Origin of the sequence: Mycobacterium heidelbergense (assembly GCF_050205645.1) — a bacterium.
Classification (GTDB): domain Bacteria; phylum Actinomycetota; class Actinomycetes; order Mycobacteriales; family Mycobacteriaceae; genus Mycobacterium; species Mycobacterium heidelbergense_A.
This window is the reverse complement of the sequence record NZ_JBNMQT010000002.1, coordinates 86,925-113,390: the sequence shown is the minus strand read 5'-3', so window position 1 is coordinate 113,390 and position 26,466 is coordinate 86,925. Positions and strand designations below refer to the sequence as shown.

The window sequence follows — 26,466 nt, the reverse complement described above, 5'->3', positions numbered from 1 at the left end:
CGGGGGCACCAATCATGGCCGACAAACTGACGCCGCACTTTGCCGACGTGCAGGCGCACTACGACCTCTCTGACGACTTCTTCCGCCTCTTCCTGGACCCCACCCAGACGTACAGCTGCGCGTACTTCGAGCGCGACGACATGACGCTGGAAGAGGCGCAGATCGCCAAGATCGACCTGGCACTGGGCAAGCTGGGCCTGCGGCCGGGCATGATGCTGCTCGACGTCGGCTGCGGCTGGGGCGCCACCATGCGGCGGGCCATCGAACGCTACGACGTCAACGTCATCGGCTTGACGTTGTCGAAGAACCAGGCCGCCCATGTGCAGAAGACGTTCGACGAGATGGATAGCCCACGCAGCAGGCGGGTGTTGCTGAACGGCTGGGAACAGTTTGACGAGCCCGTGGACCGGATCGTGTCGATCGGCGCGTTCGAGCACTTCGGCCACGATCGTTACGACGACTTCTTCCGGATGGCCCACTCCGTGCTGCCCGCCGACGGGGTCATGCTGCTGCACACGATCACCGGGCTGACCGGAACGCAGTGCATCGAACGCGGCATCCCCCTGACCTTCGAAATGGCCCGCTTCATCAAGTTCATCGTCACCGAAATCTTCCCCGGCGGCCGGTTGCCGTCGATCGAGAAAGTCGGGGAGCACTCGTCGAAAGCGGGCTTCACGTTGACCCGGCGGCAATCGCTGCAGCCGCACTATGCCAGGACCCTCGACTTGTGGGCTGAGGCCCTCGAGGCGCATCGGGACGAGGCCATCGCGGTGCAATCCGAAGAGGTCTACGAGCGGTACATGAAGTACCTGACCGGGTGCGCCAAGGCGTTTCGCATCGGCTATATCGACGTAAACCAATTCACGCTGGAGAAGTAGCGCTCCCCATTTTTATCGAGATGTGACAGAGCTCAGGCCGACCCGTGGCCAGGGCCTGTGGGCGACGAATCGGATTTCCGACTAAGATTCCACCTGATCAAGTTCGCCGTGGGGGGCATCTGGCGAAACACCAGTTGCCCGGACTCCACGAAAGGACCTCCTCACACCATGGATAATCTCGACGCCGTCATAGTGGGCGCCGGTTTCGGGGGCATTGGCACAGCCATCCAGCTCAAGCGGCTCGGATACGACAAGATCGCAATTCTCGATCGCGAGGCGGATCTGGGCGGGACCTGGCACGTCAATACCTACCCCGGCCTGGCCGTCGATATCCCGGCCACCACCTATTCGTACTGGTTTGAGCCCAATCCGTACTGGTCACGGCTGTTCCCGCCGGGTCGGGAACTGCAGCGCTACGCCGAGAACGTGGCCGACAAGTACGACGTGCACCGCCACATGCGGTTCAACACGACGGTCGAGTCCGCAAGCTGGGACGAGGACCAGCGATTGTGGCAGGTGGCGCTGGCCGACGGCACGAGCCTGACGACACGCTTTCTGGTCACCGCGACCGGCTTCCTCTCGCAGCCGAAGTCCCCCGATATCCCCGGAATCGAGAGCTTCGCGGGCAAGGTCGTCTACACCATGGCGTGGGACCACGGCTACGACCCCGCCGGGCGCCGCGTCGGAATCATCGGCACCGGGGCGACCGCAGTGCAGTTGATCCCCGAGTTGGCCGCCACAGCCGGCGAGCTGACCGTGTACCAGCGCACGCCGACCCATGTGGTGCCCAAGCTCGACTTCGAGATCCCGCGCTGGCTGCAATGGCTGTTCGCCCGGGTGCCCCTGGTGCACCGCGCCTTCCGCCTGGCGACCGACGGCTTCTTCGAGCTGGTATTGGCCACGGCGCTGCACCACAAGGGGCTTCGGCGGCTCGACATCGGCGCGGCGGACGTCGCGAAGATGAGCCGGTTCTTCTGGATCCGCGACAAGGAACTGCGGCGCAAGCTCACTCCCGACTACGACTTCGGTTGTAAGCGCCCCACCTGGTCCAACACCTACTACCGCGCCCTGACCAAGCCGCACGTGCACCTGGAGACCAACAGCATCGAACGGATCGAACCCGACGGCATCGTCACCGCCGACGGGAACAAGACCGTCATCGACACGCTGGTGCTGGCCACCGGGTTCGACCTCTGGGAAGCCAACTTCCCCGCCATCGAAGTGATCGGGCGCAGGGGCCGCAACCTGGGAAAGTGGTGGCGTGAGAACAGGTTTCAGGCCTACCAGGGCATCTCGGTCCCCTATTTCCCCAACTTCCTGAGCCTGGCCAGTCCCTACGCCTTCTCCGGCCTGTCGTTCTTCCACACCATCGAATACCAGATGCGCCACATGGACCGGCTGTTCGGAGAGCTGCAACGCAGGGGCGCGACGGAATTCGAGGTCACCGAGGAGGCGAATGCGCGCTTCCTGGATCGCGTGACCCAGCTTGCCGGAAAGTCCCTCTTCGCCCTCGGCAACTGCGCCAGCTCGCGGTCCTACTACTTCAACCCCGACGGCGAGCCGGCATTGCTGCGCCCCACGTCGACCCGCAACGCGGTACGGGAAGGATCACGGTTCCCGTTGAGCGATTACCACTTCCGCTGACCGTTGCCTGTGCCGGTCAAACCTCACCTCGCCATTCGGTATCGTTTGACACCGACCGAGAGGCGTGCCTGCCACAGGCAATGACCATCATCCAGGAGAAGAAGAAGAAAATGGCTGATCAACCGCCTAGCCCCACGAAGACGCGGACGCGCGCCGAAGACATTCAGGCACACTACGACGTCTCCGACGACTTCTTCGCCCTGTTTCAGGACCCCACCCGGATCTACAGCTGCGCCTACTTCGAGCGCGACGACATGACGCTGGAAGAGGCCCAGTACGCCAAGATCGACCTCAACCTGGACCAGCTCGACCTCAAGCCCGGCATGACCCTGCTCGACATCGGGTGCGGCTGGGGCACCACCATGAAGCGCGCCGTCGAGAAGTACGACGTCAACGTCATCGGCCTGACCCTGTCCAAGAACCAGCACGCCCGCTGCGAGCAGGTGCTGGGAGCCCTGGACACGAGCCGGACGCGCGAGGTACGGCTGCATGGCTGGGAGGACTTCAACGACCCCGTCGACCGGATCGTGTCCATCGAGGCGTTCGAGCACTTCGGGCACGAGAACTACGACGACTTCTTCAAGCGGTGCTTCAACGTCATGCCCGAGGACGGCCGGATGACCGTCCAGAGCAGCGTCAGCTACCACCCCTACGAAATGGCGGCCCTCGGCAAAAAGCTAACTTTCGAGACGGCCCGCTTCATCAAGTTCATCATCACCGAAATCTTCCCGGGTGGGCGCCTGCCGTCCACCAAGATGATGGTCGAGCACGGCGAGAAGGCCGGATTCGTCGTCCCCGAGCCGCTTTCGCTGCGCCCGCATTACATCAGGACGCTGCACACCTGGGGCGACACGTTGGAGTCGAACCGCGACAAGGCCATCGAGGTCACCTCCGAAGAGGTCTACAACCGCTACATGAAGTACTTGCGCGGCTGCGAGTACTACTTCACCGAGGAGATGCTCGACGTCAGCCTGGTGACCTACCTCAAGCCTGGAGCCGCCGCCTAATTTTCGCCCCGGGTCGTCGGATCGGTGCTGCGGCGTTCGTCGAACAGGTAGAGAGTGGAGCACGAGGCTTCGCTCACGACCGGAGGTGACGAACATGCAGTATTTCGCGCTGTTGATCAGCAAGGAGCAAGATCGCACGCCCGACGATCCAGCCGCCGCGATGGCCGCGTGGGAGAGCTTTCACGCCAAGGCAGGCGCGGCGATCAAATCTGGAGACGCGCTGGCGCCCGCCGCCGCCGCGGCGGTCGTCACGGGTGGCCCGGATGCGCCGACGGTCACCGACGGACCCTTCGCCGAGTCCGCCGAGGTGGCCTGCGGTTACTACGTCTTCGAAGCCGAAAACCTCGACGAGGCGCTGGCATTGGCCCGCGACGTCCCAATCGCCGCGTACGGCGCCGTGGAACTGTGGCCCACGGTGCACTCCGTCGAGCTGTCGCGCAAGCTCACCGGCAACGACTGGCTCGCGCTGCTGTCCGAACCCGCCGAATCCGCACACACGCCGGGCACACCGGAGTGGGAGGCAGTGGCGGCGAAGCACGCGGGTCTCCACGCGGCCGCGGGTGATCACATCATTGGGGGCGCCGCATTGCACGACCGCTCCACGGCTACGACCGTGCGGGTGCGCGATGGCGAGGTCCTGATCACCGATGGGCCCTATGCGGAAGGCGCCGAAATCGCAACCGGGATCTACCTGCTGAGCGCGGCGGACCGCGAAGAGGCCATCAAGCTCGCATCGATGATCCCGGCGACGACCGTGCAGGTGCGGCAACTAGCCGGGATCTCCGCGCTCTAGATTCGCGGATGGCCAACCTGGACGGCGTCTTCCGCCGGGAATGGGGACCGGCCGTCGCCGCGCTCGCGCGGTGGTCCGGGGACCTCACCGTCGCCGAGGACGCCGTCCAGGAGGCCTGCGCCGAGGCGCTTCGGGCCTGGCCGCGCGACGGTGTGCCCGATAGTCCCGGCGGGTGGCTGGTGACCGTCGCCCGCAACCGCGCCCGCGACCGGCTTCGTCGCGAATCCATCCGTCCCGGAAAGGAATTGGCGGCGGTGGTCGACGAGATCAGGGTTCGGACCGACCGGGTGGACGTCCACCCGGTCCGCGACGACGAGCTGCGGATGATGTTCACCTGCGCGCACCCGGCGCTGGACCGGCAGTCGCAGCTGGCGCTGACGCTGCGGCTGGTGTCCGGGTTGACCGTCGCCGAGATAGCTCGAGCCCTGCTGCAGAGCGAGCCCGCCATCGGTCAGCGAATCACACGCGCCAAGAACAAGATTCGGCACGCCAACATCCCGCTGCGGGTGCCTCCGGCCGAGCTGCTGGCCGAGCGCACACCGCACGTGCTCGGTTGCATCTACTCGGTGTTCACCGAGGGCTATTGGTCGACCGCGGGACCGTCGGCGATTCGAGACGAGCTGTGCGACGAGGGGATTCGGCTGGCCGGAGAATTGTGTGCGCTGATGCCCGACGAGCCGGAGGCGCACGCCCTGGCCGCCCTGATGCTGCTGCACGATTCGCGGCGGGCGACCCGGGTGGACGACTCCGGCATGCTGGTGCCGCTCGAGGACCAGGACCGCCGCCGTTGGGACCGCGGCCGCATCGCGCGGGGGCTGGAGCGGTTGCGGGCGGCCGAGGGATCGACGGGCGCCTACCTGCCGCAGGCGGTGATCGCGGCGCTGCACGCGACGGCCCCGTCCTGGGAACAGACGGACTGGACTGCGATCTGCGCCGCCTACGACCGGCTGTGGCGGATGACCGACTCCCCGGTGGTGGGCGCCAATCGCGCGCTGGCGATCGGCTTTCGCGACGGCCCGGTGGCGGGCCTGGCCGCGCTGGACAAGGTGGCGCACGATCCCCGGCTGGCCCGCTCCAATCTGGTCGTGACGGTGCGCGCCGATCTGTTGCGGCGCGCCGGCCGGGCGGCCGACGCCGTGGAGTGGTACCGAATAGCGTTGGAGTCCAACGGTTCCGAGCCGGGCCGCGAGTTCTTGCGCCGGCGCATCGCCGAGTGCGGCGGCTAGGCGTCCGCGAAGTTGCGAGTGATCGACGGGTCGACCGGAATGCCCGGGCCCGTGGTCGTCGACACGGTGATCTTCTTCAGGTAGCGGCCCTTCGACGAGGACGGCTTGAGCCGCAGCACCTCGTCGATCGCGGCACCGTAGTTCTCCGCGAGGTTCTTCTCGTCGAACGACGCCTTGCCGATGACGAAGTGCAGGTTGGCCTGCTTGTCGATGCGGAAATTGATCTTGCCGCCCTTGATGTCGGCCACCGCCTTGGCGACGTCGGGGGTCACCGTGCCGGTCTTGGGGTTGGGCATCAGGCCGCGCGGACCCAGCACTCGCGCGATGCGTCCGACCTTGGCCATCTGGTCGGGGGTGGCGATCGCGGCGTCGAACTCCAGCCAGCCGCCCTGGATCCTCTCGATCAGGTCGTCACTGCCCACGATGTCGGCGCCGGCGGCCTGTGCCTGCTCGGCCTTTTCACCGACCGCGAACACGGCGACGCGGGCGGTCTTACCGGTGCCGTGCGGCAGGTTGACTGTGCCGCGCACCATTTGGTCCGCCTTGCGCGGGTCGACGCCGAGCCGGATCGCCACCTCGACGGTGGCGTCCTGCTTGGTCGAGGACGTCTCCTTGGCGAGCTTCGCCGCCTCCAGCGGAGTGTAGAGGTTGTTGCGGTCCACCTTCTCGGCGGCGGCGCGGAATGCCTTGCTGTTCTTGCTCATTGAATATCCAATCCGGTGTTGGGTTGTGGTTACGAAGCGGGCCGAAGCTGGCCCTCCCACGGGGTATGGCCGAGAGCTACTCGACCGTGATCCCCATCGACCGGGCGGTCCCGGCGATGATCTTGGCGCCTGCCTCGACGTCGTTGGCGTTGAGGTCGGCCTTCTTGGTCTCGGCGATCTCGCGACACTGGTCCCAGCTCACTTTGGCGACCTTGTCCTTGTGCGGCTCGGCCGAACCCTTGCTTACGCCCGCGGCTTTCAGCAGCAGCTTGGCGGCGGGCGGCGTCTTGAGCGCGAAGGTGAAGCTGCGGTCCTCGTAGACCGTGATCTCCACCGGGATGACGTTGCCGCGCTGGTTCTCCGTCGCGGCGTTGTACGCCTTGCAGAACTCCATGATGTTGACGCCGTGCTGGCCGAGCGCGGGTCCCACCGGCGGAGCGGGGTTGGCCTGCCCGGCCTGGATCTGCAGCTTGATCAGCCCGATGACTTTCTTCTTCGGGGCCATGAGATGTTGACGTTCCTTCCTGGGAGTTAAATCTTGGAGACTTGGCCGAAGGTGAGTTCCACCGGCGTTTCACGGCCGAAGATCGACACCAGCACCTTGAGCTTCTGCTGTTCGCCGTTGACCTCGCTGATCGTGGCCGGCAATGTGGCGAACGGCCCGTCCATCACCGTCACCGATTCGCCCACCTCGTAGTCGACCTCGACGACGGGACGTTCCAGGCCGCCCGCCTCGGTGGCGGCGGCGGTGCTGGCCGCGCCCTTGGCGGCCTTCTTCGACGACCCCGGGGGCAGCAGGAACTTCACCACGTCGTCCAGCGCCAGCGCCGAGGGGCGGGAGGTTGCCCCGACGAAGCCGGTGACGCCGGGCGTATTGCGCACCGCGGACCACGAGTCGTCGGTCAGGTCCATGCGCACCAGGATGTAGCCGGGCAGCACCTTGCGGTTGACCTGCTTGCGCTGGCCGTTCTTGATCTCGGTGACCTCTTCGGTAGGCACTTCCACCTGGAAGATGTAGTCGCCGACGTCCAGGTTCTGCACCCGGGTTTCCAGGTTGGCCTTGACCTTGTTCTCGTATCCCGCGTAGGAGTGCACGACGTACCAGTCGCCGGGTTTGCTGCGCAGTTCCGCCTTGAGCGCGGCGGCCGGGTCGATTTCCTCGGCCGGCTCCGTGTGAGCCTCCGCCTCAGGGGTCTCGGCGACCTCCTGCACGTCGACCGCCTCACCCGCGGACGTGTCACCGTCGAAGGTAGTCACGGTTTTCAGTCCTCTCTGTCACTCGCTCAGCCGAACACCAACAGGACCAGCTTGGTCAGTCCGAAGTCCGCGAGACCGACCAGCGCCACCATGAAGGCGAGGAACGCCAGCACCACCGAGGTGTAGGTGAGCATCTGTTTGCGGTTCGGCCAGATCACCTTCCGCATCTCCGCAACGACCTGCTTGAGGTAGTTGTAGACGAACACGAACGGGTTAGCCGAACGGCCGGCGGGTTTCTTCGGTTTCTTGGCCTGCTTGCGGTCCTTCTTGGCTGCCCGGGCCTTCTTGGTCTTGCCCTCGGCCTCAGCCTCCTCGGGCGACTCGACGTCGACGTCTTCCTCGACGTCGGCCACCCGCTGCCGAGACCGCTTGCCGGTGGGCCGCGCGGGCTTGGTCACCACGGCCGTCCGACTACCGCCGGTGCGGCTGTCGTCGGTCTCGCCGCCGTCGCCTGCGGCGTCGTTGGCAGCGTTGCCCTCGTCGCTCACCGCATGCTCCTTTGTTCGTTGGCTTTCAGTGTCCAGCATGGCACGTCTTGGCCATTAGCAGGGGCGACAGGACTTGAACCTGCAACCTGCGGTTTTGGAGACCGCTGCTCTGCCATTTGAGCTACGCCCCTTCGCGGTTGGCAGGCCAACCTGCGCTTACCTACCGGGGCCTACACGACACGCGCGCTCTCCGTTCGGTGATCGCCGAACCGACGGACAGCGCGCTGTTGTGGGAAAACCCCGAGGTCCGAGTGTACATCGACGCAGGAGTCAGATACTAATTACGCGCTTCGGACGACCTGGCCGGACTCGGCGTCCCATCGCAGGTTCGCGGAGCCGTCGCTGTGCTGGCTCATCAACGTGGTGTAGGCCTCCAAGACCACCTCGCCGTCGTCGGTGGTGCAGATGTTCTTGGTGACGACGATGTCGGCGCCGAAACGCTCGACCACCGATTGGACTTCCATGCGGGCCCATAGCTTGTCGCCGGCCTTGATCGGCTTGGAGAACACGAACCGTTGGTCGACCTGGACAATCACCAGGGTCTCCATGCCGATGTCGACATGCCGGAAGAAATCCAGCTGGACCAGCTTGGCGAAGATGGTCGCGAACGTCAGCGGTGCGACGATCGCGTCGTGGCCGAGTTCGGCGGCCGCATCCTCGTCCAGGTGGGCGGGGTGGTCGTTCTTGATGGATTGCGCAAACTGACGCAGTTGTTCGCGACCCACGACGAAATAATCCGGATACCGCCAGATCATCCCGCGGATATCGGTCTTGAGCGCCATGGGCTATGCCAGGGTCGCGGACGCGATGGCCCTGCCGAAGATCTTCTTGCCGCCGGTCGTCGCCGTCAGTGCGATGGTCACGGACTTGCTTTCCGGATCGACCGATTTCACCCTGCCGCTGAAGACGAGCTCGGCGCCCTTGCCGTCGTTGGGCACCGGCACCACGGCGGTGAACCGCACGTTGTACTCGGTGACCGCGCCCGGGTCGCCGACCCATGACGTGACGTAGCCGCCACCCAATCCCATCGTCAACATCCCGTGTGCGATGGCGGTGTCCAGCCCGACGACCTTGGCGATCTCGTCGTCCCAGTGAATCGGGTTCAAGTCACCCGAGACGCCCGCGTAGTTGACGAGATCCTGGCGCGTCAGCGGGTAAATCTTCTCCGGAAGGCGATCACCCACCTTCACCGAGCTGAACTCACGCAATGGCATGCGAAAATCCCTCTTCTCCATCCTCACCGGCACGGCCCGCGAGGGTCGTGTAGGTCTCCTGCACGATGTCACCGGCGTCGTCGGTGACGATGTTTCTGGTCACGATGATCTGGGTGCCGTGCGACTGGCGGACCGAGTCCACATAGACGTCGCAGTACAACTTGTCGCCGTCGACGATCGGCTTCTTGTATTTCAGCACCTGGTCGACCTGGACGATCTGCGCGTCCTCGACCGCGATGTTCGCGTAGTTGAAGAACGCGTTTTGGGCCTTGTAGCCGAAGACAGAGATGAAGGTCAGCGGGGCCAGCAAACCTTGATAACCCAGCTCGGCGGCCGCTTTCTCCTCGAAGAAAGGCGCGTCGTCATTTTGAACCGCTATCGCGTACTCGCGGATCTTCTCCCGCTCTACCTCGTAATGGTCGGGATAGCGGTAGTGCATCCCGACGATGTTGCCGCTCAACGCCACGGGTCTAGAACCTACCTAGTCGATCTGAATAAATGCTTGGGGACGGCGCTAGCGGGTCTCGCGGTGCGCCTGGTGCTTGCCACAGTTCGGGCAGAACTTCTTCAGCTCCATCCGGTCGGGGTCGTTGCGGCGATTCTTCTTGGTGATGTAGTTACGGTGCTTGCACACCTCGCACGCCAGGGTGATCTTCGGCCTGACGTCGGTACTGGAAGCCATGACGGTTCTCTCTCAAATCTCTCAAAGTGCGTTGTTGTGTTGTAGCGATGGCCGGACTCGAACCGGCGACCTAACGATTATGAGTCGTTCGCTCTAACCGACTGAGCTACATCGCCTTGTCCACCCTGGGTCGGGGCCGCCACGCCTGCTCGGCATCCGCCGAGCCCCCTAACGGAATCGAACCGTTGACCTTTTCCTTACCATGGAAACGCTCTACCGACTGAGCTAAGGGGGCCGTTCGCCCGAAGCGACCAGTCGTCCCGCGGGCCTAAAAGAGGGTACAGCCTGGCCCGCAACGGCACCAAACCACAGGCGCGGGCCCGGAGTTGCCGGGGAAAGCTCTAGCCGGTGTCGCTCCTGCGGTGGGGTTCCCAGGCGCTGAGGTCGCTGAACTCGTCGTAGTCGCCGTCGCGCTGATCTTTGGCTGCGGGATCGGTCTCGCCGAGCAGGGTCCGCAGCGCGAGGTGGATGGCCTCGCGCGCGTCGGCCAGGTGGTATCGGCGTATCGCTTCCTGGACAAGCTCGAAGTCCACGTCGATCTCGAACTTCTTCAGCATGGGCTAACGATACCCAGTGCGGACCGGATGAAGCGGTTGTTGCCATGCGTGGCGGAAGCGCGCCGCTGCGGGTCATAGTCTGGTGACGTGTCAGATTCGTCCGAGGACCGGCTGTACTTCCGTCAACTGCTTTCCGGTCGCGATTTCGCCGCCGGCGACATGTTTGCGACACAAATGCGCAATTTCGCCTATCTGATCGGCGACCGGCAGACCGGAGATTGCGTGGTGGTCGACCCGGCGTACGCCGCGGGCGATCTTCTCGACGCACTGGAAGCCGATGGCATGCACTTGTCCGGCGTGCTGGTGACCCACCATCACCCCGACCATGTGGGCGGGAACATGATGGGCTTCGAGCTCAAGGGACTCGCCGAGCTGCTGGAGCGAGCAACTGTGCCGGTGCACGTGAATACCCATGAGGCACTTTGGGTTTCGCGGGTTACCGGCATCGGGCTGGGCGACCTCACCACCCACGAGCATCGCGACAAGATCAGCATCGGCGACCTCGAAATCGAGCTGTTGCACACGCCGGGTCACACGCCCGGTAGCCAGTGCTTCCTGTTGGACGGCCGGCTGGTCGCGGGTGACACGCTATTTCTGGACGGCTGCGGGCGCACCGACTTTCCCGGCGGCGATTCCGACGAGATGTATCGCAGCCTGCAGCAGCTCGCGGCGCTTCCCGGTGATCCGACGGTGTTTCCGGGACACTGGTACTCCGCGGATCCCAGCGCCCCGTTGTCGGAGGTCAAGCGGTCCAACTACGTGTACCGGCCCGCCAACCTCGATCAGTGGCGAATGTTGATGGGCGGCTGAGGGACTCAGCGGCCTTTCGCGTTCACATTTGCGCAGCATGAGCGCCCGCCGGGGTCATTGTGATTCCGAATGCGGCGATATTCGCCTGGCACCTCTACTATCAGTCCAGCGAAATTTCCTGCGATGCCGGATAAGCGGAAGGTCGATTCAATGGGGTGGATCCAGGACAGCTGGCACGGGGTCACCGATGTCGGGTCCAGCACCTGGCTGGCGTGGGCGGCCTGGGCGGCAATTGCGCTCGGTGTCGTCGCGCTGGTGTTCGCAAACCGGCAGATCAGCCGCAGCCGCGGATTCGCGTCGGAGCAGACCCGCCCCCACGTCGCCATGCTCATGGAGCCGCACGCCGCCGACTGGCACGTGATCGAGCTCGTGGTCCGGAATTTCGGCCAGACGGCGGCTTATGACATCCGTTTTTCATTTCCGAATCCGCCGACGGTGGCCGAATACGAAAATGCCTCGGACGGCTACGCCGATGTCGTCGAACTGCAGCTTCCCCGCGAGTTGCCGGTACTGGCGCCCGGCCAGGAATGGCGGATGGTGTGGGATTCTGCGCTCGACCGCCGCGAAATTGGAAGCGGTATCGAGTCTCGCTTCACCGGCAAGGTGATCTATTACGACCGCCCCGATACGCCGCGCGGATGGCGGTTCTGGCAGCGCGAGCGCCGCCCGCTGGAGACCAGCGTGGTGCTGGACTGGGATGCCCTGCCACCCGTTCAGCGCATCGAGTTGATGACGACGCACGACCTCGCGAAGCGGGAGAAGCAGAAACTGGAACTGCTGCGCGGGCTGCTCACCTACTTCCACTACGCGAGCAAGGAAACGCGTCCCGACGTGTTCCGCAGCGAAATCGAACGAATCAACAAGGCGGTGCAGGAAACCCAGGACCGCTGGCGCACCCGGCAGCTCGACGAACCCACCGATGTCAGCCTCCGCTGGGGTAACGCGGAAAACGAGCTGGGCAAGCATCGCGGCCAGCACGTGTGACGGCGGGCCGGCTCCCGCCGATGTCGATCTGATTCAATCGACTGCGCGTCCGTATCAAAGGAGTGAGCCATGAGCGGCCCGGTCACCTACAGCCGTAACGAGTCCATCGCGGTCATCCGGATGGACGACGGCAAAGTCAATGCGCTGGGCCCGACCATGCAGCAGGCTCTCAACGAAGCCATCGACCAGGCCGACAGTGACGACGTGGGCGCGGTGGTGATCGCCGGCAACGAGAGGGTGTTCAGCGGCGGATTCGACCTGAAGATTCTGACCTCCGGTGAGGTGCAGCCGGCGATCGACATGCTCAGGGGCGGCTTCGAGCTGGCGCATCGACTGTTGTCCTACCCGAAGCCGGTGGTAATGGCCTGCACCGGCCACGCCATCGCGATGGGGGCGTTCCTGTTGTCGTCCGGCGATCACCGAGTGGCCGCCCACGCGTACAACATTCAGGCCAACGAGGTCGCTATCGGCATGATCATCCCGTACGCCGCTCTCGAGATCATGAAGCTGCGGCTGACGCGGTCGGCGTACCAGCAAGCCACGGGCCTGGCCAAGACCTTCTTCGGCGAGACCGCCCTCGCGGCGGGCTTTGTCGACGAGATCGTGCTTCCGGAGATGGTGCTCAGCCGCGCCGAAGAAGCCGCGCAGGAATTCGCCGGCCTGAACCAGCACGCCCACGCCGCGACCAAGTTGCGCGCCCGCGCCGACGCGCTGGCAGCCATCCGCGCCGGGATCGACGGGATCGAGGCCGAGTTCGGCGTGTAGTTCCGCGTCGCACCGCGCAGGCATTGACCAGCTGAAAGTTGGCGCGGTGCAACATGATTCAGTTTTGCGGAGAAGGCGATGCGGTTGCCCGGGCAACCGCCTCCCCTCATGTCGCCTCCTCCATTCGGAAGTCTGACACGTTTGCGCGACGCCGTCACTTCACCCCGTGACCAGGCCTTTCGGCCCGAAAGGGTGACCGTCAACCGGCCCAGCGGAAGCGCTTGAGATACGCGGTCCAGTCCCACGTCGCCAGAAACTCTTGCGCCGCCTCATAACCCCTGTCGTATAGCTCTTCCAGGCGCCCGGGCGCGACATCGAAGTCGAGCACCCCCACATTGGTCGACTCGACCGGGATCGCGCGCGCGGCGACCCACGGCCGGTTGAGGTGGGTCTGGTCGTGGCCGGCCAGCATCGTGGTGAGCAGGCTTTCCAACAACGCGGTCTGTTCGAAGAAGCGCAGGGGTTTCAGCGCGGGCATCACCGCGAGGATGCCCTCGTTGAGCCTCGGCAGCACCGTGATCCCGAACGTGGGCCAGCGTGGCGGTTTGCCGTCGGGCCGGTCGAAGGTGTCGATCGGGAAGTTCGAGAGCACACCACCGTCGACGAGGGTCGACGTCTCGCCGCTCGCGCTCGTCAGCTTGACCGGGCGGTAGAAGAACGGGATCGCCATCGATGCGCGCACCGCGTCGGCGACCGGCTGCTCGTCGGGGTCCAGGCCGTAGAGCCGCCGGTAATCCCACGGCAGCCGCACCAATTGCGCCGCGGTGAGGTCGGCGACGGTGACCACCAGCTTGTATTGCCATCCCTCGATCGGGTGGTCCTCGTCGAGGACTAGATCGCCGAAGGAGGTGACGCCAAGGTTCTTCAGCTCACTCCGAATCCAGTCGTAGGCAACATCGCCGCGGTACATGCTCGTGTCCCGCACCAGTCCCCACGCGGCACCGAGAAAGGGGACGGGCCCCGCATCGCGCCACTGGTTCAGCGGTACCGAGAAGGCGAGTTCCTTCATGTCCGCGCCGCTCAGCTGGCCGCCTCTGGACCCGGCCGCCAAGATCGCCGCAACCACCGAGCCGGCCGACACACCCGAGATCCGCTTGATCGAATAGCCGGCATCCATCAGCGCGACGATGGCGCCCACCAGACCGATGAACTTCACGCCACCACCGGAGAGCACCAGATCCACCGATTTCGGCTGCGCTGCCTTGACCGCCATTAGTTCTCCGCCGAAACCCAGTCGTAGGGAAGGAATTTCCCGTCGAATGTCACCACCACGCGGTCGCCCGACGGGTGCGGCTTCTTTTGCAGGTCGACGCTGAAGTTGATCGCGCTCATGATGCCGTCGCCGAACCGCTCGTGAATCAGTTCCTTGATGGCGCCGCCGTACACCTGAAGCGCTTCGTAGAAACGGTAGATGGTGGGGTCGGTCGGCACTGTCGTAGGCAGTCCGCCACGCATGGGCGGGGCGGCCAGCACGGCTACCGCCGACTCGTCGAGACCCAGCATCTCGACCACGACCTTGCCGAGTTCGGCGGGGATGGGATGCTGACCAAGCAATGCCGACGTGGTCCACACGACCGGCCGGCCTATGGCGTCGGCCAGCTCCTGCCACGTCAGGCCGCGCGCGAGGCGGGCAACGACGATCTGCTCGGTGACTTCGTTTCTCGTCATGCGTCCCAGCATGCACCGCCGGACCTAGCCGGGCTTCGTCGCGGTGACCAAGCGGGTGGCGAACCACGGGCCGCCGTACCACATGCGCCACCCCAGGTTGCGGCGCCGCACGTCGAGCCAGCCCAGCTCGCGCAGCCGCGCGGCGTGCTGACGGGTCTCCCACAGGTCGGCGATGGCCAGGCGGCCGCCCGGCCGTAACACCCGAACCGCTTCGTCCAACGCCTGTCGCCGCCCGGCGCGTTTCGGAATGTTATGGATGGCCAGGCTGCTCACGATCACGTCGACGCTCTCGTCGCCCAACGGGAGGGCGGTCATGTCGGCGGTGTACACCTCGACGCGCTCGGCGACGCTTTCCAGGGCCGCGTTGGATAACGTTGCCTCCTGGGAGTTTTCGGTCTGATCGGCCCGCCACAGGTCGACGCCCACCGCGCGGCCCCGCGGCAGTCGCTTGGCCGCGGCCAGCAACACCGCACCCCGCCCGCACCCGAGGTCGAGCAACGTTTCGTCCCCGCGCAGTCGTAGGTTGTCCAAAACGTCGTCCCAGGCGCGAAACTTGCCCGATCGCGTCGCGTAGATGAAGGAGGCGGCCGTCGCGAGAATCTCGACGGCCGACGCGGCCGCGAGCGACGCCGCCAAGCGGTTACCGCGGGCCAGCGCGAAGCCGGCCCCCGCGAGCAGGGCAGCGGAAGTGGCTGCGACGCCGGCCAATTGGGCTCGTGCCGAGATGGTATGAAAAGAGCCGTCGTATCCGTATTCGCCCTTGCGCACGTCGGCAGTCACCGATTCACCAGCGGCCATGGTGGACCACCTCGTCGAAGGAGCGCCGATTCGGTTTGCGGATCGGCGCCAGGGGCCGGTCGGCCGGATAGCCGACGCCGAGCATGAAGGCCACCAGGTGGTCGTCAGGGACGCCCAGGATGGCGCGCGCCCTCTCCTGATCCCCCACCGACGAATGGCCGGTGCCGATCCCGAGGTCGGTGGCCGCGATCATCATCGCCATCGTTGCCTGGCCGACGTCGTAGTTGTCCGTCACCAGCCGCCGCTCGTCCGGCGGCACCGGCACCACGATGACGATTGCGGCCGCGGCCGCGGCGATGTGACCGGCGCCCATCCAGACCGTGGAAAGCTCCTCGAGTTGAGTCGGGTCGGTGACGATCACGAAGTCCCACGGCTGACGGTTTTTCGCCGACGGCGCCCGCCAGCCGGCCTCGGCGATCCGGTTCAGGTCGGCTTCCGGCACCGGTTCCGCCGTGTACTGCCGAACGTTGCGCCGAGCGCGGATCGCGTCCCACGTTTCCATCTCATCCCCTCTAGTGCGTTGTTCCGGATTGTGCCTTGGCGGCCATCTGCTTGAGCATGTCGTCGTGGATGATGTCGATCCGCGAGCGGGCTTCCGCGCAAACCAGTGAGTCGCGGATAACGGTGAGCTGATTGTCCTGCCTGGCTTCTCCGCCCTGGGACCAATTCGTGGAACCCGTGACGACGTCGACCCCGTCGATGATCACCATCTTCAAATGCATGATCGCCGATTTCTCGCTGTGGCCGATCGCAATGCTGTTGCCGGTTTTGTCGTTCAGCCACTGTGCCAGCAGAGCGCGCTCGGCGACTCCTTTGGCTTGAGTGGAATCGAGAGTCAGCTGCACATAGATCTTTTCGTCCTGCAGCTTGGACTTCAGGACCGAATTCAGCTCCGGGTCGTCGTAGCCGTACATCGCCACGACGAGGCTCTTGTCGGCGGAAGTCAGCAACGCCTTGAGCGCGTCGTGCACGCGGTCGACGGGGCTGTAGAAGGTGCGGGTGTGGTCGGGATATCCGGGCGGGAAGGGCGCGGCTTTGTACTGGTCGAGTTCGGGCAGCGAATCAAGTGCCATGACAATTACTCCTCTACAACGCTGGAGTCGTCCAATCCGGCTGGGCGGCGCTGGCCTGTAGCTGCTCGGCGCTCAGCTTCGGCAAGTATCCCGGGTCTTCGCGGCGGCGCACCAGCACGCTCGGGTGCACCAGCGCGTCGGGAGGAATCGGCCGACGTCGCCGCCCCACCAAGTACCACAGTTTCCCGTTGTCGTGGATCGGTGCGGTTGCGAAGTCCTCGGTCACCGCGCATTGCTGCCGGTAGTCGTCGGCGTCGATCGCCAGGTCGTGGGCCACGCCGTCGACGATCCACTTCAGCGCGATCGTGGCGAGCCGGTGGTCGGAAAAGGTGCCCCCCACGTCGGCGTGCACGCCGGCGAACCATCGCTCCTCGAGCCCCAGCGGGTGCCGTTCGACGAGGTATTCACGGTAGGGACGACGACGTTCGTCGATCGAGACGGCGTGACGGATGCGCGCCACGTTGGGCAGCGTGCGCGTGTACGGCCATCGCAAGGTGCCGAGCCGCAGGAAGCCCGCCGCCTTGACGGTGTCCCACAATCCCAGATACGCCACCGGCACCGCATAGTGCCACACCTGATTAGGATTGTTCTGGCGCACAGCCGAAAACAGCGGTTCGCCCTCGGTGCGCCAGCAGAACGCGCGGGCGAACTCGCCCCAGAGGTCGTACTCGTTCTTGGTGAAATCCCGGTTGATAGCGTACTTTTCGACCGCGTAAGGTAGCAGATTCTCCGAACCGGGTCGCATCAGCCCCGGCCGCAGCAGCATCCCGGCCAGCGCCCGGGCTGTATACGCGCCGCGGCTGAACCCGAATATGTAGATCGCATCGCCGGGCCGCCAATGTTCCATCAAGTACCGGTATGCCTGTGCCACATTGTCTTTCAGGCCTACACCGAATGCCTGCTCGAATAGCAGCGAGACCGTGCGACGCAACGTCGAGTGCGCGGCGGCCGGGGCCAGCGTGCCCACGCCGGGGTCATAATAGGTCAGTTGGCTGGTTGGATCGTCCTTCGCCAGCAGCTCGAAGAGCTTGGCGACATTGGTGAGATTGCCGGCCCCGATTTGGTTGGCGGTCCCGTCAAGGCAGACCACGATCCGCTTGCGCCGCGGTGACTCGGGGTGTTCGGTCATGGTTGGAGCCTCCCATGTCGCATAGTAAGACGATTGCGGAAGAATGACGCCCGATGTCCGACGACGACGGTCCCGCACCGGCAACCCCACCCGCCTCCCGGCGCAGCCACATCGTGCGGCTCGCCGTGTTTGCCGCGTTCTTGGCCGCGATGTTCTATCTCTTGGCCGTCAAGCGAATTGTCGACATCGAGGACCTGCGGGGCGTGGTTTCGGCGACGGGCCCGGCGGCCCCGCTGACCTACGTCGTGGTGTCGGCCGCGCTGGGCGCGATGTTCGTGCCGGGCTCGATTCTGGCGGCGGGCAGCGGGCTGTTGTTCGGCCCCGTTGTGGGCGTCTTCGTGACGCTGGGCGCGGCGGTGGGCACCGCGATCGTCGCCAGCCGTCTGGGCCGTCGGGCCGGCCGCAACAGCGCTCGGGCTCTGCTGGGCACGGCACGCGCCGACCGCATCGACGCGCTGATCGAACACGGCGGGCTGTGGGCGGTTGTGGGTCAGCGCTTTGTCCCCGGCATATCGGATGCGCTCGCCTCCTACGCGTTCGGGGCGTTCGGAGTTCCGTTGTGGCAGATGGCCGTCGGTTCGTTCATCGGTTCGTTGCCGCGCGCTTTCGCTTACACGGCGCTGGGCGCATCGATCGGGAATCGGTCGCCCGCTTTGGCATATGCGGCGATTGGGGTGTGGTGCGTGTCGGCCGTCGTCGGTGCGTTCGCCGCTCGACGCGGGTACCGGAGCTGGCGTCACCACGCGCGTCACGAAAAAGCCAGCGGCACAGCGGATCCGGAAGCGGAGGCGCCCTGACGAAACGCTGTGCCGGATCAGCCGGCCGGTGTCAGCATCTTCTTCCACCCCTCGTCTCCGATGTTGGTCGAGTTCTCAACGGAATAGACCACGCCGTCCGGCCCCACGACTTTGCCGCTCTGCACGTCATAGATTGCCGCGGAAAGCGCGTTCGGGGTGTAGACGCACGGATTGGGCTGCTGCCCGTTGCAGCGGACGGTGCCCGATCCGGGTCGCTGCAATGGGTCGCTGACCGGGGGCGGCGTGCCCGGCAGCTGATCGGCGGGCAGCGGGTTGAGACCGTTGTTGACCGACGGCGCGGGGATCACCAGACCGGGCTTCACCGGCTGGTCGCACCGCGCGGCCGGGGCGGGACAGGTCAGGATCTGATTCGGGTCTCCGTACCACGGATTGGTGCCCAGCGGCACGTACGGCTCGCTGCTGCGGCACTCCCGGGGGGATGCGGCCCGCTTGCCCGGCACGTCCGCGCACGGGTAGTTGCGTGCCCCACGAACGACATTCTGCGCGTCCATCGGGATCTTGCAGTAGGTCCCACTGGGTAGCGGCGCGGTGCTGGTATCGGCCGGCGCCCGCCATTCCGATGCCGGCAGGAAACCCGTCAGGCACGGCGGTGGCTGGTTGAGGGACAGTGCGCCGACGCCGAGGGCCGCCTGGCCGGGAAATTCCGACGTGACGGACTGGGCGGCCGCCGCGGACTGCGGCAAGAACACCAACGCCTGCTCGACGCCGTTGTGGTAGCGCTTGAGCATGTCGATCACGACCTCGAGATTGGCGAGCGTCTGTGGTAGCGATTCCCGCACGTCGCCGAACGTGGCGTTGACCTGCTCGGCGGTCGGTGCCGCCTCGGCCAGGATGCGACGAATCGCTTGATCCTGCTGCGCGGTTTGCATTGTCAGGGTGTTGAGGTTGGCGGCCCAGCGCGCGATGTCGTCACCCGAATTGACCTGGCTGTCGATGATGGGCGCCGAATGGTCGATGATGCCGTCGACGTCGTCGATGCTGCCGTTGAAGTCGTGGCTGATGCCCTGGGCCGCGTCGACCAGGCGCCGAAGTGACGGGCCCAGCCCACCCAGGGCCTGTGACGCCTCGTAGAGCAGCGACGCCACCTTGTCCTTGGGCAGCACGGCCAATCCGCGGTTGGCGGCATCGAGCGCGGGGCCGATCTGGCTGGGGACCGTGCTTCTGGTGATCGTCTGGTTGTTCTCGAGGTACGGACCGCCGGTGCGGGTCGACACCAGATCGAGGTACTGCTCGCCGACCGCCGACACGGAATGCACGTTGGCCCACGTGTCGGTCGGGATCTGGTAGCCGTTGTCGATGCTCATCGTCGCCCGCGCACCGCGCGCGGTCGGGTCGACGGCGGTGACCGTGCCGATGGTGATGCCCCGATACGTGACGTTGGCGGTTCGATAAAGCCCACCGGACTGCGGCAATTCGGCATAGAGCGTGTATCGCCCGATGCCGACGAGACTCGGTATCCGCAGGAAGTACCAGCCCAGGACCACCACCGCAGCGACCGCCAGCACCACCAATAGCACCAGTTGGGTTTTGATGAGGCGAGTCAGCATCTTTCACTCGCCCCTTTCCACCAGCGGTCCGCCCGGGGCGTCATTCGGGTTCGGCGTATAGCGGACGTCCGGGATCATCGTGGCCGGATCGCGGCCCCACGCCTGTTCGAGCGCTCGGAACATGCCGGAGAGTCCCGTTCCGGTCAGCAGCGCGTTATCCAGGGCGGACAGGGTCAGGTCGATCCCGGCCGAAATGTTGATGTAGTCGCCGCGGATCAGCTTCGGGACACCGTCGATGTTGAACGGCGCGGTAAGGCCCAGCCGCAACGCATCGACCGTCAGCGGCGAGGCCCGCTCGAGCTGAATGAGGGGCCGCTGCAAGGACTCCAGGTTCTGGCGCAGGTTGCCCCGGGAATCCGAAAGCGCCCGGTTGGCGACGTCGCTGAATCTGCCCAGCGATTCGACGGCGTCGGCGAACAGTTCGCGCGTGTCGGCGAAGTGCCGGATCAGCGGCGGGATGTCGGTGAGCACCCGATCCAGCGTGTCGTTGTGGTTCGCGATGGCGGTCAGGAGTTCGTTGCTCGAATCGATCGCGCGGGTGAGGTCACTCGTTCGCCGGTTCAGTTCGGCGGTGAATGTGTCCAGCCGCCCGAGGAATTCGCGGACCTGATCGACATGGCCGTCGAGGGCATTGAGGATCTCGTTCTGAATCACCTCGAGGTGTGTGATGCCGCCTCCCGTCAGGATGACCGCGATGCTGGCCAACGTCCGTTCGACGGTCGGGTAGGCCGAGGAGTTCATCAGGCTGATGGTGTCGCCGGTCTTCAACGGTTGCGGCGACGGGTTTTTCGGCGCGGCCAGCTCGACGTGCTGAGTGCCCAGCAGGCTGGTCTGGCCGATCTTCGCGGTCGCGTTTGCCGGAAGCTTCACGCTCGGATCGATGTCCAGCGTCAGGGTCGCGATCCAGTTCTTCAGCCGGATGTCGCGCACCGTGCCGACCCAGACGTCGGCGACCCGCACCCGGCTGTTCGTGTTCAGCGCCAGCGTGTCGGGCACCTGGACGTAGATCGTCATGTGGCCCGCGCCGGTGCCACGGCCGACCGGAAGCGGCACGTTGGCGATGCCACGCCAGGCGCACGAACTCAGCACCAACGCCATCACCACCGCCAGTCCGCGGCGTCCGGCGCCGATGATCAGGCGTTTCATCGGCCCGGCCCCGGCTGTGCGGGCTGCGAAAACCACGGCGGCGCAGGCGGATTGGACTCGTCGTAGGCGTTGGGCGGTCCGGGGAGGTTGCTCGCCGGCGGCGGGGGCGGGGCGTCCGGACCGCCCATCAGCTCGGCCAGCGACTCAGGGGTCAGCACGTTCGCAGTAAACGGCTGAACCTGCGTCCCCTGCATTCCGGGCGCGACGACCCAGCCCGGTTCATGGTTGCCGTGCGAAAAGGGTGTATCGGGCGAGAAGATCCCGGGCACGGTGGTGTCCTTGTATCCCGGGGGCGGGCGCAGCCGCTCCTCGGAGTACGCCACCTCCTTGGGCAAGGTGTCCGCCGAGCTGAAGAAGTTCGCGCTGAACGGCAGGTAGTTGAACTTGATGGAGTCCAGAACCGGCGCCAGGTACTGCGCGCACAGCTCGGCCGAGTCCTGATAGCCGAGCCGGCTGCCGGCCTGGATGGAACTGCAGATGAACTGAATCGGGTTCGCGAAGCTGGGAAATACGAACGAACCCACCAGCGAGCTGTGCGCCGGATAGTAGATGTTGTTGATGTTGCCCGCGAAGGTCGGCAACACGTGCAACGCCGTTTCCAGACCGTCCCGCGGCTCGGGCTGCAGGAGCGCGGTGGTCGCGTCGGCGAGGTTGTTGACATCGTGGCTCAGCGCGGACCTGTTGTCGTTCACGAACTTTCGCGTGGCGGCGAGCACCTCGTCGACCCGCTGCACCGTGTCGGCCACATCGTGGTCGGATTTGGTGAACCAATCGGTGAACTGAGCCAGGTTGTCGTTGAGGGCGACGAACTGTCGGTCGTTCTGGTACAGCGCGCCGATGAATTGCGCCAGGCTCCGCGTGATCGAGACGAAGTCACCCCGCCCCTCGTTCAGCGCGGTCAACGCCTCCGACAGGCTGTTCAGGGTGTCGTGCACCTGCTTGCCCTTGCCGGACAGGTTGTCCGCGGCCGATTCGATGAGCTCGCCGAAGGGGCCCTCGGGCTGCTGCGGTGTCGGGCCGAGCTGTCGCAGGATCCCGTTGAGGGAGTCGCGCAGCTGGTCCCACTCGACGGGCACCTGGGTGCGCTCGACGGGGATCACCGCGCCGTCCTTCATTACCGGCCCATCGGTGTAGGCCGGTGACAGCTGGATGGTGCGCGAGGCGACCAGGCTGGGGTTGAGTATCGACGCGGTGGCGTTGAGGGGCACCTTGTATTTGTTGCTGTAGTGGAAGGTGACTCGCATCTTGTCGCCGGCCGGCTCGATCTTGTCGATCGAACCCACCCGCACACCCATGATCTGGACCTTGTCGCCGGGGTAGAGCGCGAGGGTCTCGGAGAAATATGCGACGACGCTCGTGTTGGTCAGCTTGCGATACAGCTGCACGCCGACGACGAGGGCGACGAGGGCCAACACCATTACCAACGCCCCGGCCAGCAGCGCCTTGCGCGACACTTTCGGCAGTCGAAGGCTGCGGATGTCGAAGATGGTGCTCATTGGTTGCTACCTCCCGTCCCGCCGGGCGTGATGAACGGCGCCGGCAGCTGCGGTCCCGGTCCCGGCGGCGGGCCGGGGCGCGGCGGCAAGCCTGGCGCCAACGTCGACGGCGGCGGTGTCGGGCCGGCCGGCCCCAGCGGTTCGGCGCGTGCCCCGGGCGGCGCGTGCGGCGGCAACGGAACGGGTGCGCCCGGAACATCCGGCGGCGTCTCACCCGGTCGCCCCGCGATCGGAATGCCCGGCTCCGGTTGCGGCCCATCGGGTTTGGGCGTCGAGGTCTGGACGTCGAGCGGCGCCGGGAATGCGGGGCCTCCGAACGGCCCGATCGCGGCGCCGGCGCAGGGCAGCGGATTGTCGGGACGCGGCGACGCGCCCGGCCCCGGCGTGTAGGAGCACGGCGATCCGGGCGGGACGGCCGGCCCCGGATGCTGCGGTGTGCCTTCCAGCACCGTCGGAGCCGGCGGAGGCGCGCCGTTGGGGAACCGGGTGCCGTTGGGGTCGGGCCACCGGAACTCGGGCAGCCCGGCACTGCGCCAGAAGTTCTCCGGGTCGATGCCGCGCTTTTTGAACGCCGCGTCGACCCAGGGCTGAAGGACTTGGTAGGGAAGCAGATTCGCCACCATCGCCTTGAAGTACGGTCCGGAAGCCACGGCCTCGGTCAGGGACGCGGTGTATCTGCTCAGCAGTATCAGCACGTCGGCCAGGTCATTCTTGCGCTTGACCAGTTCGTCGCTGACCGTGCCCAACTGCTGCAGCACATGGTTGAGGTTGGGGTTTTCCTTGAAAAGACCGGAAACCTGGGCCGACACGTCCGAGACATTGCTCAGCAGAATGCTCAGCGCCTGGCTGCGTTGCTTGAACGAGGCCAGCAGCGTGTTGGTGTTGACCAGCAGCCCGTTGAATTGGCCGCTGCGGTCACCCAGCACCCGCGCGATCTTGTTGGTGTTGGCCAGCAGTTGCTTGAGCTGCTCGCCGCGCTTGCCGATGGTGTCCGAGAATGCCCTGACCCCGTCGAGGGCGGCACTGAGATGTGGAGCGGTTTGATCGAAGGTCTCCGACAACACCTTCAGCGAACGTTTGGTGGCCTCGATGTCCCAGCCCTTGGCCGCCTTGGTGGCATCGACGAAAGCGTCGTAGACCTGGTATGGCGTGGTGGTTTGCGCCAGCGGAAGGAAACCGTTGGGCAGCAATGGCTCTGAACCACGCGGTTCGATCTGCATGTTCTTGCGGCCGAGGATGGTCTCGGTGCGAATCGCCACCCGGCTCTGCGTCCCGACCGTCCTCCCATCGAGGGTGAATCCGACGGCTACCCGGTTGCCGCGGATCGCCAGCGAGCGGACCAGGCCGACGTCCACCCCGGAGATTTCCACCTTGTCGCCCGTGTTGATCCCGCCGGTGTCGGTGAACTCCGCGTAGTAGGTGGGCGTGGCGAACAACATCGGCACGCTGGTAAAGGTCTGTCCCACACCGATGATGAGCAGCGTGACCACCACGCCCATCAGCCCGATGCGCCCGCGGTTGGATTCCGTCAGCGTCCTCATTGTGGCGTGCACCTCCCGGTGGGCTGCCCAAAGAGCTTGATGGTGCGCACCGGACCGCCGGGCTGCAATCCGTTGACTTTCAGCGAAATGTCGCACAGGTAGAAGTTGAAGAAGTCGCCATAGGTACCGCCGGCGCGGCCGATGATCCGGTACGCGCCCGGCAGCTTGCGCAACACGTCGTCGAGTGTCGGCAGATCGTGTATCAGCGACTGCTGGATGCCCTCCAGGTGTCCGAATGTGCTGTGCAGCAAGGGCCGGTCCTCCCCCAGCAGGTCGGCGAGGGTTCCCGCGGCGCCACTGATATGGGCTACCGCCGCCGCCAACGGATCGGCCCTGTTCTTCAGCCCGGTGATCAACACCTCTAGCTTGTCGACCGTGGTGTCGAACTCCTTTTCATGCTTGACGGCCGTCGCCAGCACGGTGTTCAAGTTGGTGACTATCTCCCCGATCGCTTGATCCTTGTGGGCCAACGTCGCGGTGAGCGAGGCGGTTTGGTCGAGGATGTCGTTGATGGTGGCGCCCTGCCCCTGGAACACGGTGATGATCGACTGGGCGAGCCTGTTGACCTTGTCCGGATCCAGCGCCTTGAAGAGCGGACGAAACCCGCCGATCAATGCGTCCAGATCCAAGGCCGGCTGGGTGTGCTCGAGCGGGATGGTGCCGCCCGGGGACAGCGGCTGGCCGCTGTCCCCTCGCTTGAGCTCCAGGTAGCGGTCGCCGATCAAGTTGAGGTAGCGGATCGACGCGGTCGTCGCCTTGTCCAGCGACAGCGAGTCATCCACGGTGAAGGCCACCAAAACCCGTCTGTTCCCGTCGATCAGCGTCACCTTGGAGACCTTGCCGACCTCCACGCCCGCCGCGCGGACGAACTGCCCTGCCTTTAGGCCGCTGGCGTTGGAGAAGACCGCGGAATAGCCGGTGGTGCGATCGAAGCGCACCTGGCCGAATACCACGATGATCACCAGGGTGAACACGAGCAGAACCAACCACACGATGCCGAGTTTGAGTGCCGTGCCAGTGGTTTTCATGGGTTGATCGTGTTCTCCCCGTATTGGCGTCCCCAGACGTATTCACCGAACAGCGGCTGGCCCACCTCGAGGTGGTTGTACGGCGCGAGGTTGGCGCCGGTGTCCATCACCAGATAGGGGGCCGGCCACAAATCCCGGGTGATCGTCTGCCAGCAGCCCGGCCGCCCCCCGGGCCCGCCGTGGGCGTTCACCCGGGGCAGATTGTCCGGATAGACATAGGGATTGGGCGCCGGCAGAAGCGTGCCGTATGCCGCCAGCGAATAGCCGTTGCCGCCGGCCGCGTTCAGGATCAGTGGCGCGGCGTCGTGAAAGTTGCGGGTGGTGCAGAACAGCTCGGGGCTGTAGGTGTCGAGCAGCTCGGCGGTGGGTACCAGGTCGGCTGCACCGCGCACCAGATACGGGCCGCCCCTGGCGAAGATGTCTTCACCGGTCTTGCCCGCGGCCGCCGCCGCCAACAACGCGGCATCCAGATCCCCTTGCTGCCTGGTCAGTGTGCGGGCGGTGGTCAGCGCGTTCTGCAGGAAACCCCACAAATCCGGCGAAGCACGTGTGTAGATCTCACCGAGATCCGCCAACCGCCGCACGTCGTATCCGAGGCGCTCGACCCGCGGGTTCAAGTGCTGCAGAATACGATTGCCGTTGACCAGCGACTCTCCGAAGCCCCCGCCCAGCCCATCGAGCGCCTGCGCCAGGGCCGAAAGCGTCGCGTTGAGTTCGACCGGATCCACCTTCTCGGCGATCGAGGTGATCGACTCGAACAGCGTGTTGAACTCGGTGGTCACCGACCGAACGTCGATGACATCGCGCGGCGAGATGCGTTGGGGCAGCGGATTTTCCGGCGAGGACAATGCCACATACTTATTGCCGAACAGCGTGGCCGCCTCGATGGTCGCCACCACGTTGGCCGGAATCAGCTTGACGAACTCCGGATTGACCTCCAACCCCAGCTTTGCCGCGGGGCCGCGGTCGCGCTCGATCTCCGTAATGCTGGCCACCCGGCCGATCGCGACCCCGTTGAACGTGACTTTCGCGCCCGGTTCCATTACCAGCCCCGCCCGCGAAGCCACCATGGTCAGCTCGGTCTTCGGCGTGAAGTCCCCCCGAAACTGCATGTACACCAACACCAGAACCAATGCGGCGACTACCAGCAAGACCACACCCTCCACGTACAGGAGGACCCGTCGACTCTTGCGCGTCAGCTGTGTCGTCATGC

Annotated in this window: 29 protein-coding genes, 3 tRNA genes and 1 pseudogene; 9 read left to right on the top strand and 24 right to left on the bottom strand. The window is 65.5% G+C overall.

Going from position 1 to position 26,466, the window contains the following annotated elements; genetic code table 11:
- Positions 1-14 precede the first annotated feature (14 nt).
- The 5 genes from mmaA2 to ACQI5H_RS02020 all read left to right on the top strand — a co-directional run bounded on the left by mmaA2 (position 15) and on the right by ACQI5H_RS02020 (position 5,548).
- Positions 15-878 carry a cyclopropane mycolic acid synthase MmaA2 gene (mmaA2, locus tag ACQI5H_RS02040; RefSeq protein WP_427077984.1) on the top strand — a complete coding sequence of 288 codons (864 nt, stop codon included), beginning with the start codon at positions 15-17 and terminating at the stop codon, positions 876-878.
- 168 nt (positions 879-1,046) lie between these two features.
- A complete protein-coding gene (locus ACQI5H_RS02035; protein ID WP_427077771.1) occupies positions 1,047-2,522 on the top strand; it encodes a flavin-containing monooxygenase in 1,476 nt (491 codons plus the stop codon).
- Between the two features lie 110 nt (positions 2,523-2,632).
- Positions 2,633-3,529 carry a hydroxymycolate synthase MmaA4 gene (gene mmaA4 / locus ACQI5H_RS02030; RefSeq protein ID WP_427077770.1) on the top strand — a complete coding sequence of 299 codons (897 nt, stop codon included), beginning with the start codon at positions 2,633-2,635 and terminating at the stop codon, positions 3,527-3,529.
- A 94-nt stretch (positions 3,530-3,623) separates the two neighbouring features.
- The gene (locus ACQI5H_RS02025) at positions 3,624-4,322 is read left to right on the top strand and encodes a YciI family protein (protein WP_427077769.1); all 699 of its coding nucleotides are present in this window, start codon (positions 3,624-3,626) and stop codon (positions 4,320-4,322) included.
- 8 nt (positions 4,323-4,330) lie between these two features.
- Complete coding sequence (locus ACQI5H_RS02020; RefSeq protein WP_427077768.1) at positions 4,331-5,548, top strand: RNA polymerase sigma factor; 1,218 nt, start codon at positions 4,331-4,333, stop codon at positions 5,546-5,548.
- On the opposite strand, the gene rplA is transcribed toward ACQI5H_RS02020, so the two are convergent.
- The 12 genes from rplA to ACQI5H_RS01960 form a co-directional block, all read right to left on the bottom strand.
- A complete protein-coding gene (gene rplA / locus ACQI5H_RS02015; RefSeq protein WP_427077767.1) occupies positions 5,545-6,252 on the bottom strand; it encodes a 50S ribosomal protein L1 in 708 nt (235 codons plus the stop codon). The genes ACQI5H_RS02020 and rplA overlap by 4 nt on opposite strands.
- A gap of 76 nt (positions 6,253-6,328) precedes the next feature.
- Positions 6,329-6,757 carry a 50S ribosomal protein L11 gene (gene rplK, locus ACQI5H_RS02010; protein ID WP_427077766.1) on the bottom strand — a complete coding sequence of 143 codons (429 nt, stop codon included), beginning with the start codon at positions 6,755-6,757 and terminating at the stop codon, positions 6,329-6,331.
- 26 nt (positions 6,758-6,783) lie between these two features.
- Complete coding sequence (nusG, locus tag ACQI5H_RS02005; protein ID WP_427077765.1) at positions 6,784-7,509, bottom strand: transcription termination/antitermination protein NusG; 726 nt, start codon at positions 7,507-7,509, stop codon at positions 6,784-6,786.
- A gap of 26 nt (positions 7,510-7,535) precedes the next feature.
- The gene (secE, locus tag ACQI5H_RS02000) at positions 7,536-7,997 is read right to left on the bottom strand and encodes a preprotein translocase subunit SecE (RefSeq protein ID WP_427077764.1); all 462 of its coding nucleotides are present in this window, start codon (positions 7,995-7,997) and stop codon (positions 7,536-7,538) included.
- A gap of 58 nt (positions 7,998-8,055) precedes the next feature.
- Positions 8,056-8,128, bottom strand: a tRNA-Trp gene (locus ACQI5H_RS01995).
- Positions 8,129-8,278: 150 nt separating this feature from the next.
- Positions 8,279-8,779, bottom strand: coding sequence for a (3R)-hydroxyacyl-ACP dehydratase subunit HadC (gene hadC / locus ACQI5H_RS01990; protein ID WP_427077763.1), 501 nt, complete (start codon positions 8,777-8,779; stop codon positions 8,279-8,281).
- Between the two features lie 3 nt (positions 8,780-8,782).
- Positions 8,783-9,211, bottom strand: coding sequence for a (3R)-hydroxyacyl-ACP dehydratase subunit HadB (gene hadB, locus ACQI5H_RS01985; RefSeq protein ID WP_427077762.1), 429 nt, complete (start codon positions 9,209-9,211; stop codon positions 8,783-8,785).
- Positions 9,198-9,677 carry a (3R)-hydroxyacyl-ACP dehydratase subunit HadA gene (gene hadA / locus ACQI5H_RS01980; RefSeq protein WP_427077761.1) on the bottom strand — a complete coding sequence of 160 codons (480 nt, stop codon included), beginning with the start codon at positions 9,675-9,677 and terminating at the stop codon, positions 9,198-9,200. Before hadA ends, hadB begins: the two co-directional genes overlap by 14 nt.
- A gap of 48 nt (positions 9,678-9,725) precedes the next feature.
- On the bottom strand, positions 9,726-9,893 hold the full coding sequence (rpmG, locus tag ACQI5H_RS01975) for a 50S ribosomal protein L33 (protein ID WP_007167776.1): 168 nt from the start codon (positions 9,891-9,893) through the stop codon (positions 9,726-9,728).
- Between the two features lie 42 nt (positions 9,894-9,935).
- Positions 9,936-10,009, bottom strand: a tRNA-Met gene (locus ACQI5H_RS01970).
- A gap of 46 nt (positions 10,010-10,055) precedes the next feature.
- A tRNA-Thr gene (locus ACQI5H_RS01965) sits at positions 10,056-10,128 on the bottom strand.
- A gap of 106 nt (positions 10,129-10,234) precedes the next feature.
- Positions 10,235-10,450: a type II toxin-antitoxin system VapB family antitoxin gene (locus ACQI5H_RS01960; protein WP_427077760.1), complete on the bottom strand. Its 216-nt coding sequence runs from the start codon at positions 10,448-10,450 to the stop codon at positions 10,235-10,237.
- Positions 10,451-10,537: 87 nt separating this feature from the next.
- Between ACQI5H_RS01960 and ACQI5H_RS01955 the strand changes: the two genes are divergently transcribed.
- From ACQI5H_RS01955 to ACQI5H_RS01945, 3 genes and pseudogenes are all read left to right on the top strand, one after another.
- On the top strand, positions 10,538-11,260 hold the full coding sequence (locus ACQI5H_RS01955; protein ID WP_427077759.1) for an MBL fold metallo-hydrolase: 723 nt from the start codon (positions 10,538-10,540) through the stop codon (positions 11,258-11,260).
- A gap of 123 nt (positions 11,261-11,383) precedes the next feature.
- A pseudogene (locus ACQI5H_RS01950) lies at positions 11,384-12,276 on the top strand (hypothetical protein).
- Between the two features lie 37 nt (positions 12,277-12,313).
- Entirely contained in the window at positions 12,314-13,009 is a 696-nt protein-coding gene (locus tag ACQI5H_RS01945) for a crotonase/enoyl-CoA hydratase family protein (RefSeq protein ID WP_427077758.1), read from the top strand.
- A 199-nt stretch (positions 13,010-13,208) separates the two neighbouring features.
- Here the strand turns inward: ACQI5H_RS01945 and ACQI5H_RS01940 are convergent, their stop codons facing one another.
- The 6 genes from ACQI5H_RS01940 to ACQI5H_RS01915 are packed head-to-tail and all read right to left on the bottom strand — an operon-like array spanning position 13,209 to position 17,677.
- Entirely contained in the window at positions 13,209-14,222 is a 1,014-nt protein-coding gene (locus ACQI5H_RS01940) for a patatin-like phospholipase family protein (protein ID WP_427077757.1), read from the bottom strand.
- Positions 14,222-14,689, bottom strand: coding sequence for a cyanase (gene cynS, locus ACQI5H_RS01935; protein ID WP_427077756.1), 468 nt, complete (start codon positions 14,687-14,689; stop codon positions 14,222-14,224). The genes ACQI5H_RS01940 and cynS overlap by 1 nt, the downstream gene beginning before the upstream one ends.
- A gap of 12 nt (positions 14,690-14,701) precedes the next feature.
- Positions 14,702-15,475, bottom strand: a complete 774-nt coding sequence (locus ACQI5H_RS01930; protein WP_427077755.1) for a class I SAM-dependent methyltransferase — start codon at positions 15,473-15,475, stop codon at positions 14,702-14,704.
- On the bottom strand, positions 15,462-15,977 hold the full coding sequence (locus ACQI5H_RS01925; protein WP_427077754.1) for a nitroreductase family protein: 516 nt from the start codon (positions 15,975-15,977) through the stop codon (positions 15,462-15,464). The genes ACQI5H_RS01930 and ACQI5H_RS01925 overlap by 14 nt, the downstream gene beginning before the upstream one ends.
- Before the next feature lie 10 nt (positions 15,978-15,987).
- Positions 15,988-16,548, bottom strand: coding sequence for a phospholipase D-like domain-containing protein (locus ACQI5H_RS01920; RefSeq protein ID WP_427077753.1), 561 nt, complete (start codon positions 16,546-16,548; stop codon positions 15,988-15,990).
- Between the two features lie 13 nt (positions 16,549-16,561).
- Entirely contained in the window at positions 16,562-17,677 is a 1,116-nt protein-coding gene (locus tag ACQI5H_RS01915; protein WP_427077752.1) for a DUF2235 domain-containing protein, read from the bottom strand.
- Positions 17,678-17,730: 53 nt separating this feature from the next.
- Here ACQI5H_RS01915 and ACQI5H_RS01910 point away from each other — a divergent pair, with 53 nt between their 5' ends.
- Complete coding sequence (locus ACQI5H_RS01910) at positions 17,731-18,474, top strand: TVP38/TMEM64 family protein (RefSeq protein ID WP_427077751.1); 744 nt, start codon at positions 17,731-17,733, stop codon at positions 18,472-18,474.
- A 17-nt stretch (positions 18,475-18,491) separates the two neighbouring features.
- Here ACQI5H_RS01910 and ACQI5H_RS01905 read toward each other — a convergent pair whose 3' ends face one another.
- Genes ACQI5H_RS01905 through ACQI5H_RS01880 form a run of 6 tightly spaced genes read right to left on the bottom strand, consistent with a single transcriptional unit; the run spans position 18,492 to position 26,464 of the window.
- Positions 18,492-20,042 carry an MCE family protein gene (locus ACQI5H_RS01905; RefSeq protein ID WP_427077750.1) on the bottom strand — a complete coding sequence of 517 codons (1,551 nt, stop codon included), beginning with the start codon at positions 20,040-20,042 and terminating at the stop codon, positions 18,492-18,494.
- A 3-nt stretch (positions 20,043-20,045) separates the two neighbouring features.
- Positions 20,046-21,188, bottom strand: a complete 1,143-nt coding sequence (locus tag ACQI5H_RS01900; RefSeq protein WP_427077749.1) for a virulence factor Mce family protein — start codon at positions 21,186-21,188, stop codon at positions 20,046-20,048.
- A complete protein-coding gene (locus ACQI5H_RS01895; protein ID WP_427077748.1) occupies positions 21,185-22,684 on the bottom strand; it encodes a virulence factor Mce family protein in 1,500 nt (499 codons plus the stop codon). The genes ACQI5H_RS01900 and ACQI5H_RS01895 overlap by 4 nt, the downstream gene beginning before the upstream one ends.
- A complete protein-coding gene (locus ACQI5H_RS01890) occupies positions 22,681-24,225 on the bottom strand; it encodes an MCE family protein (protein WP_427077747.1) in 1,545 nt (514 codons plus the stop codon). Before ACQI5H_RS01890 ends, ACQI5H_RS01895 begins: the two co-directional genes overlap by 4 nt.
- Positions 24,222-25,253 (bottom strand): MCE family protein, encoded by a 1,032-nt coding sequence (locus tag ACQI5H_RS01885; RefSeq protein WP_427077746.1) that lies wholly within the window; start codon positions 25,251-25,253, stop codon positions 24,222-24,224. The genes ACQI5H_RS01890 and ACQI5H_RS01885 overlap by 4 nt, the downstream gene beginning before the upstream one ends.
- Positions 25,250-26,464: an MCE family protein gene (locus ACQI5H_RS01880; protein ID WP_427077745.1), complete on the bottom strand. Its 1,215-nt coding sequence runs from the start codon at positions 26,462-26,464 to the stop codon at positions 25,250-25,252. Before ACQI5H_RS01880 ends, ACQI5H_RS01885 begins: the two co-directional genes overlap by 4 nt.
- Positions 26,465-26,466 lie beyond the last annotated feature (2 nt).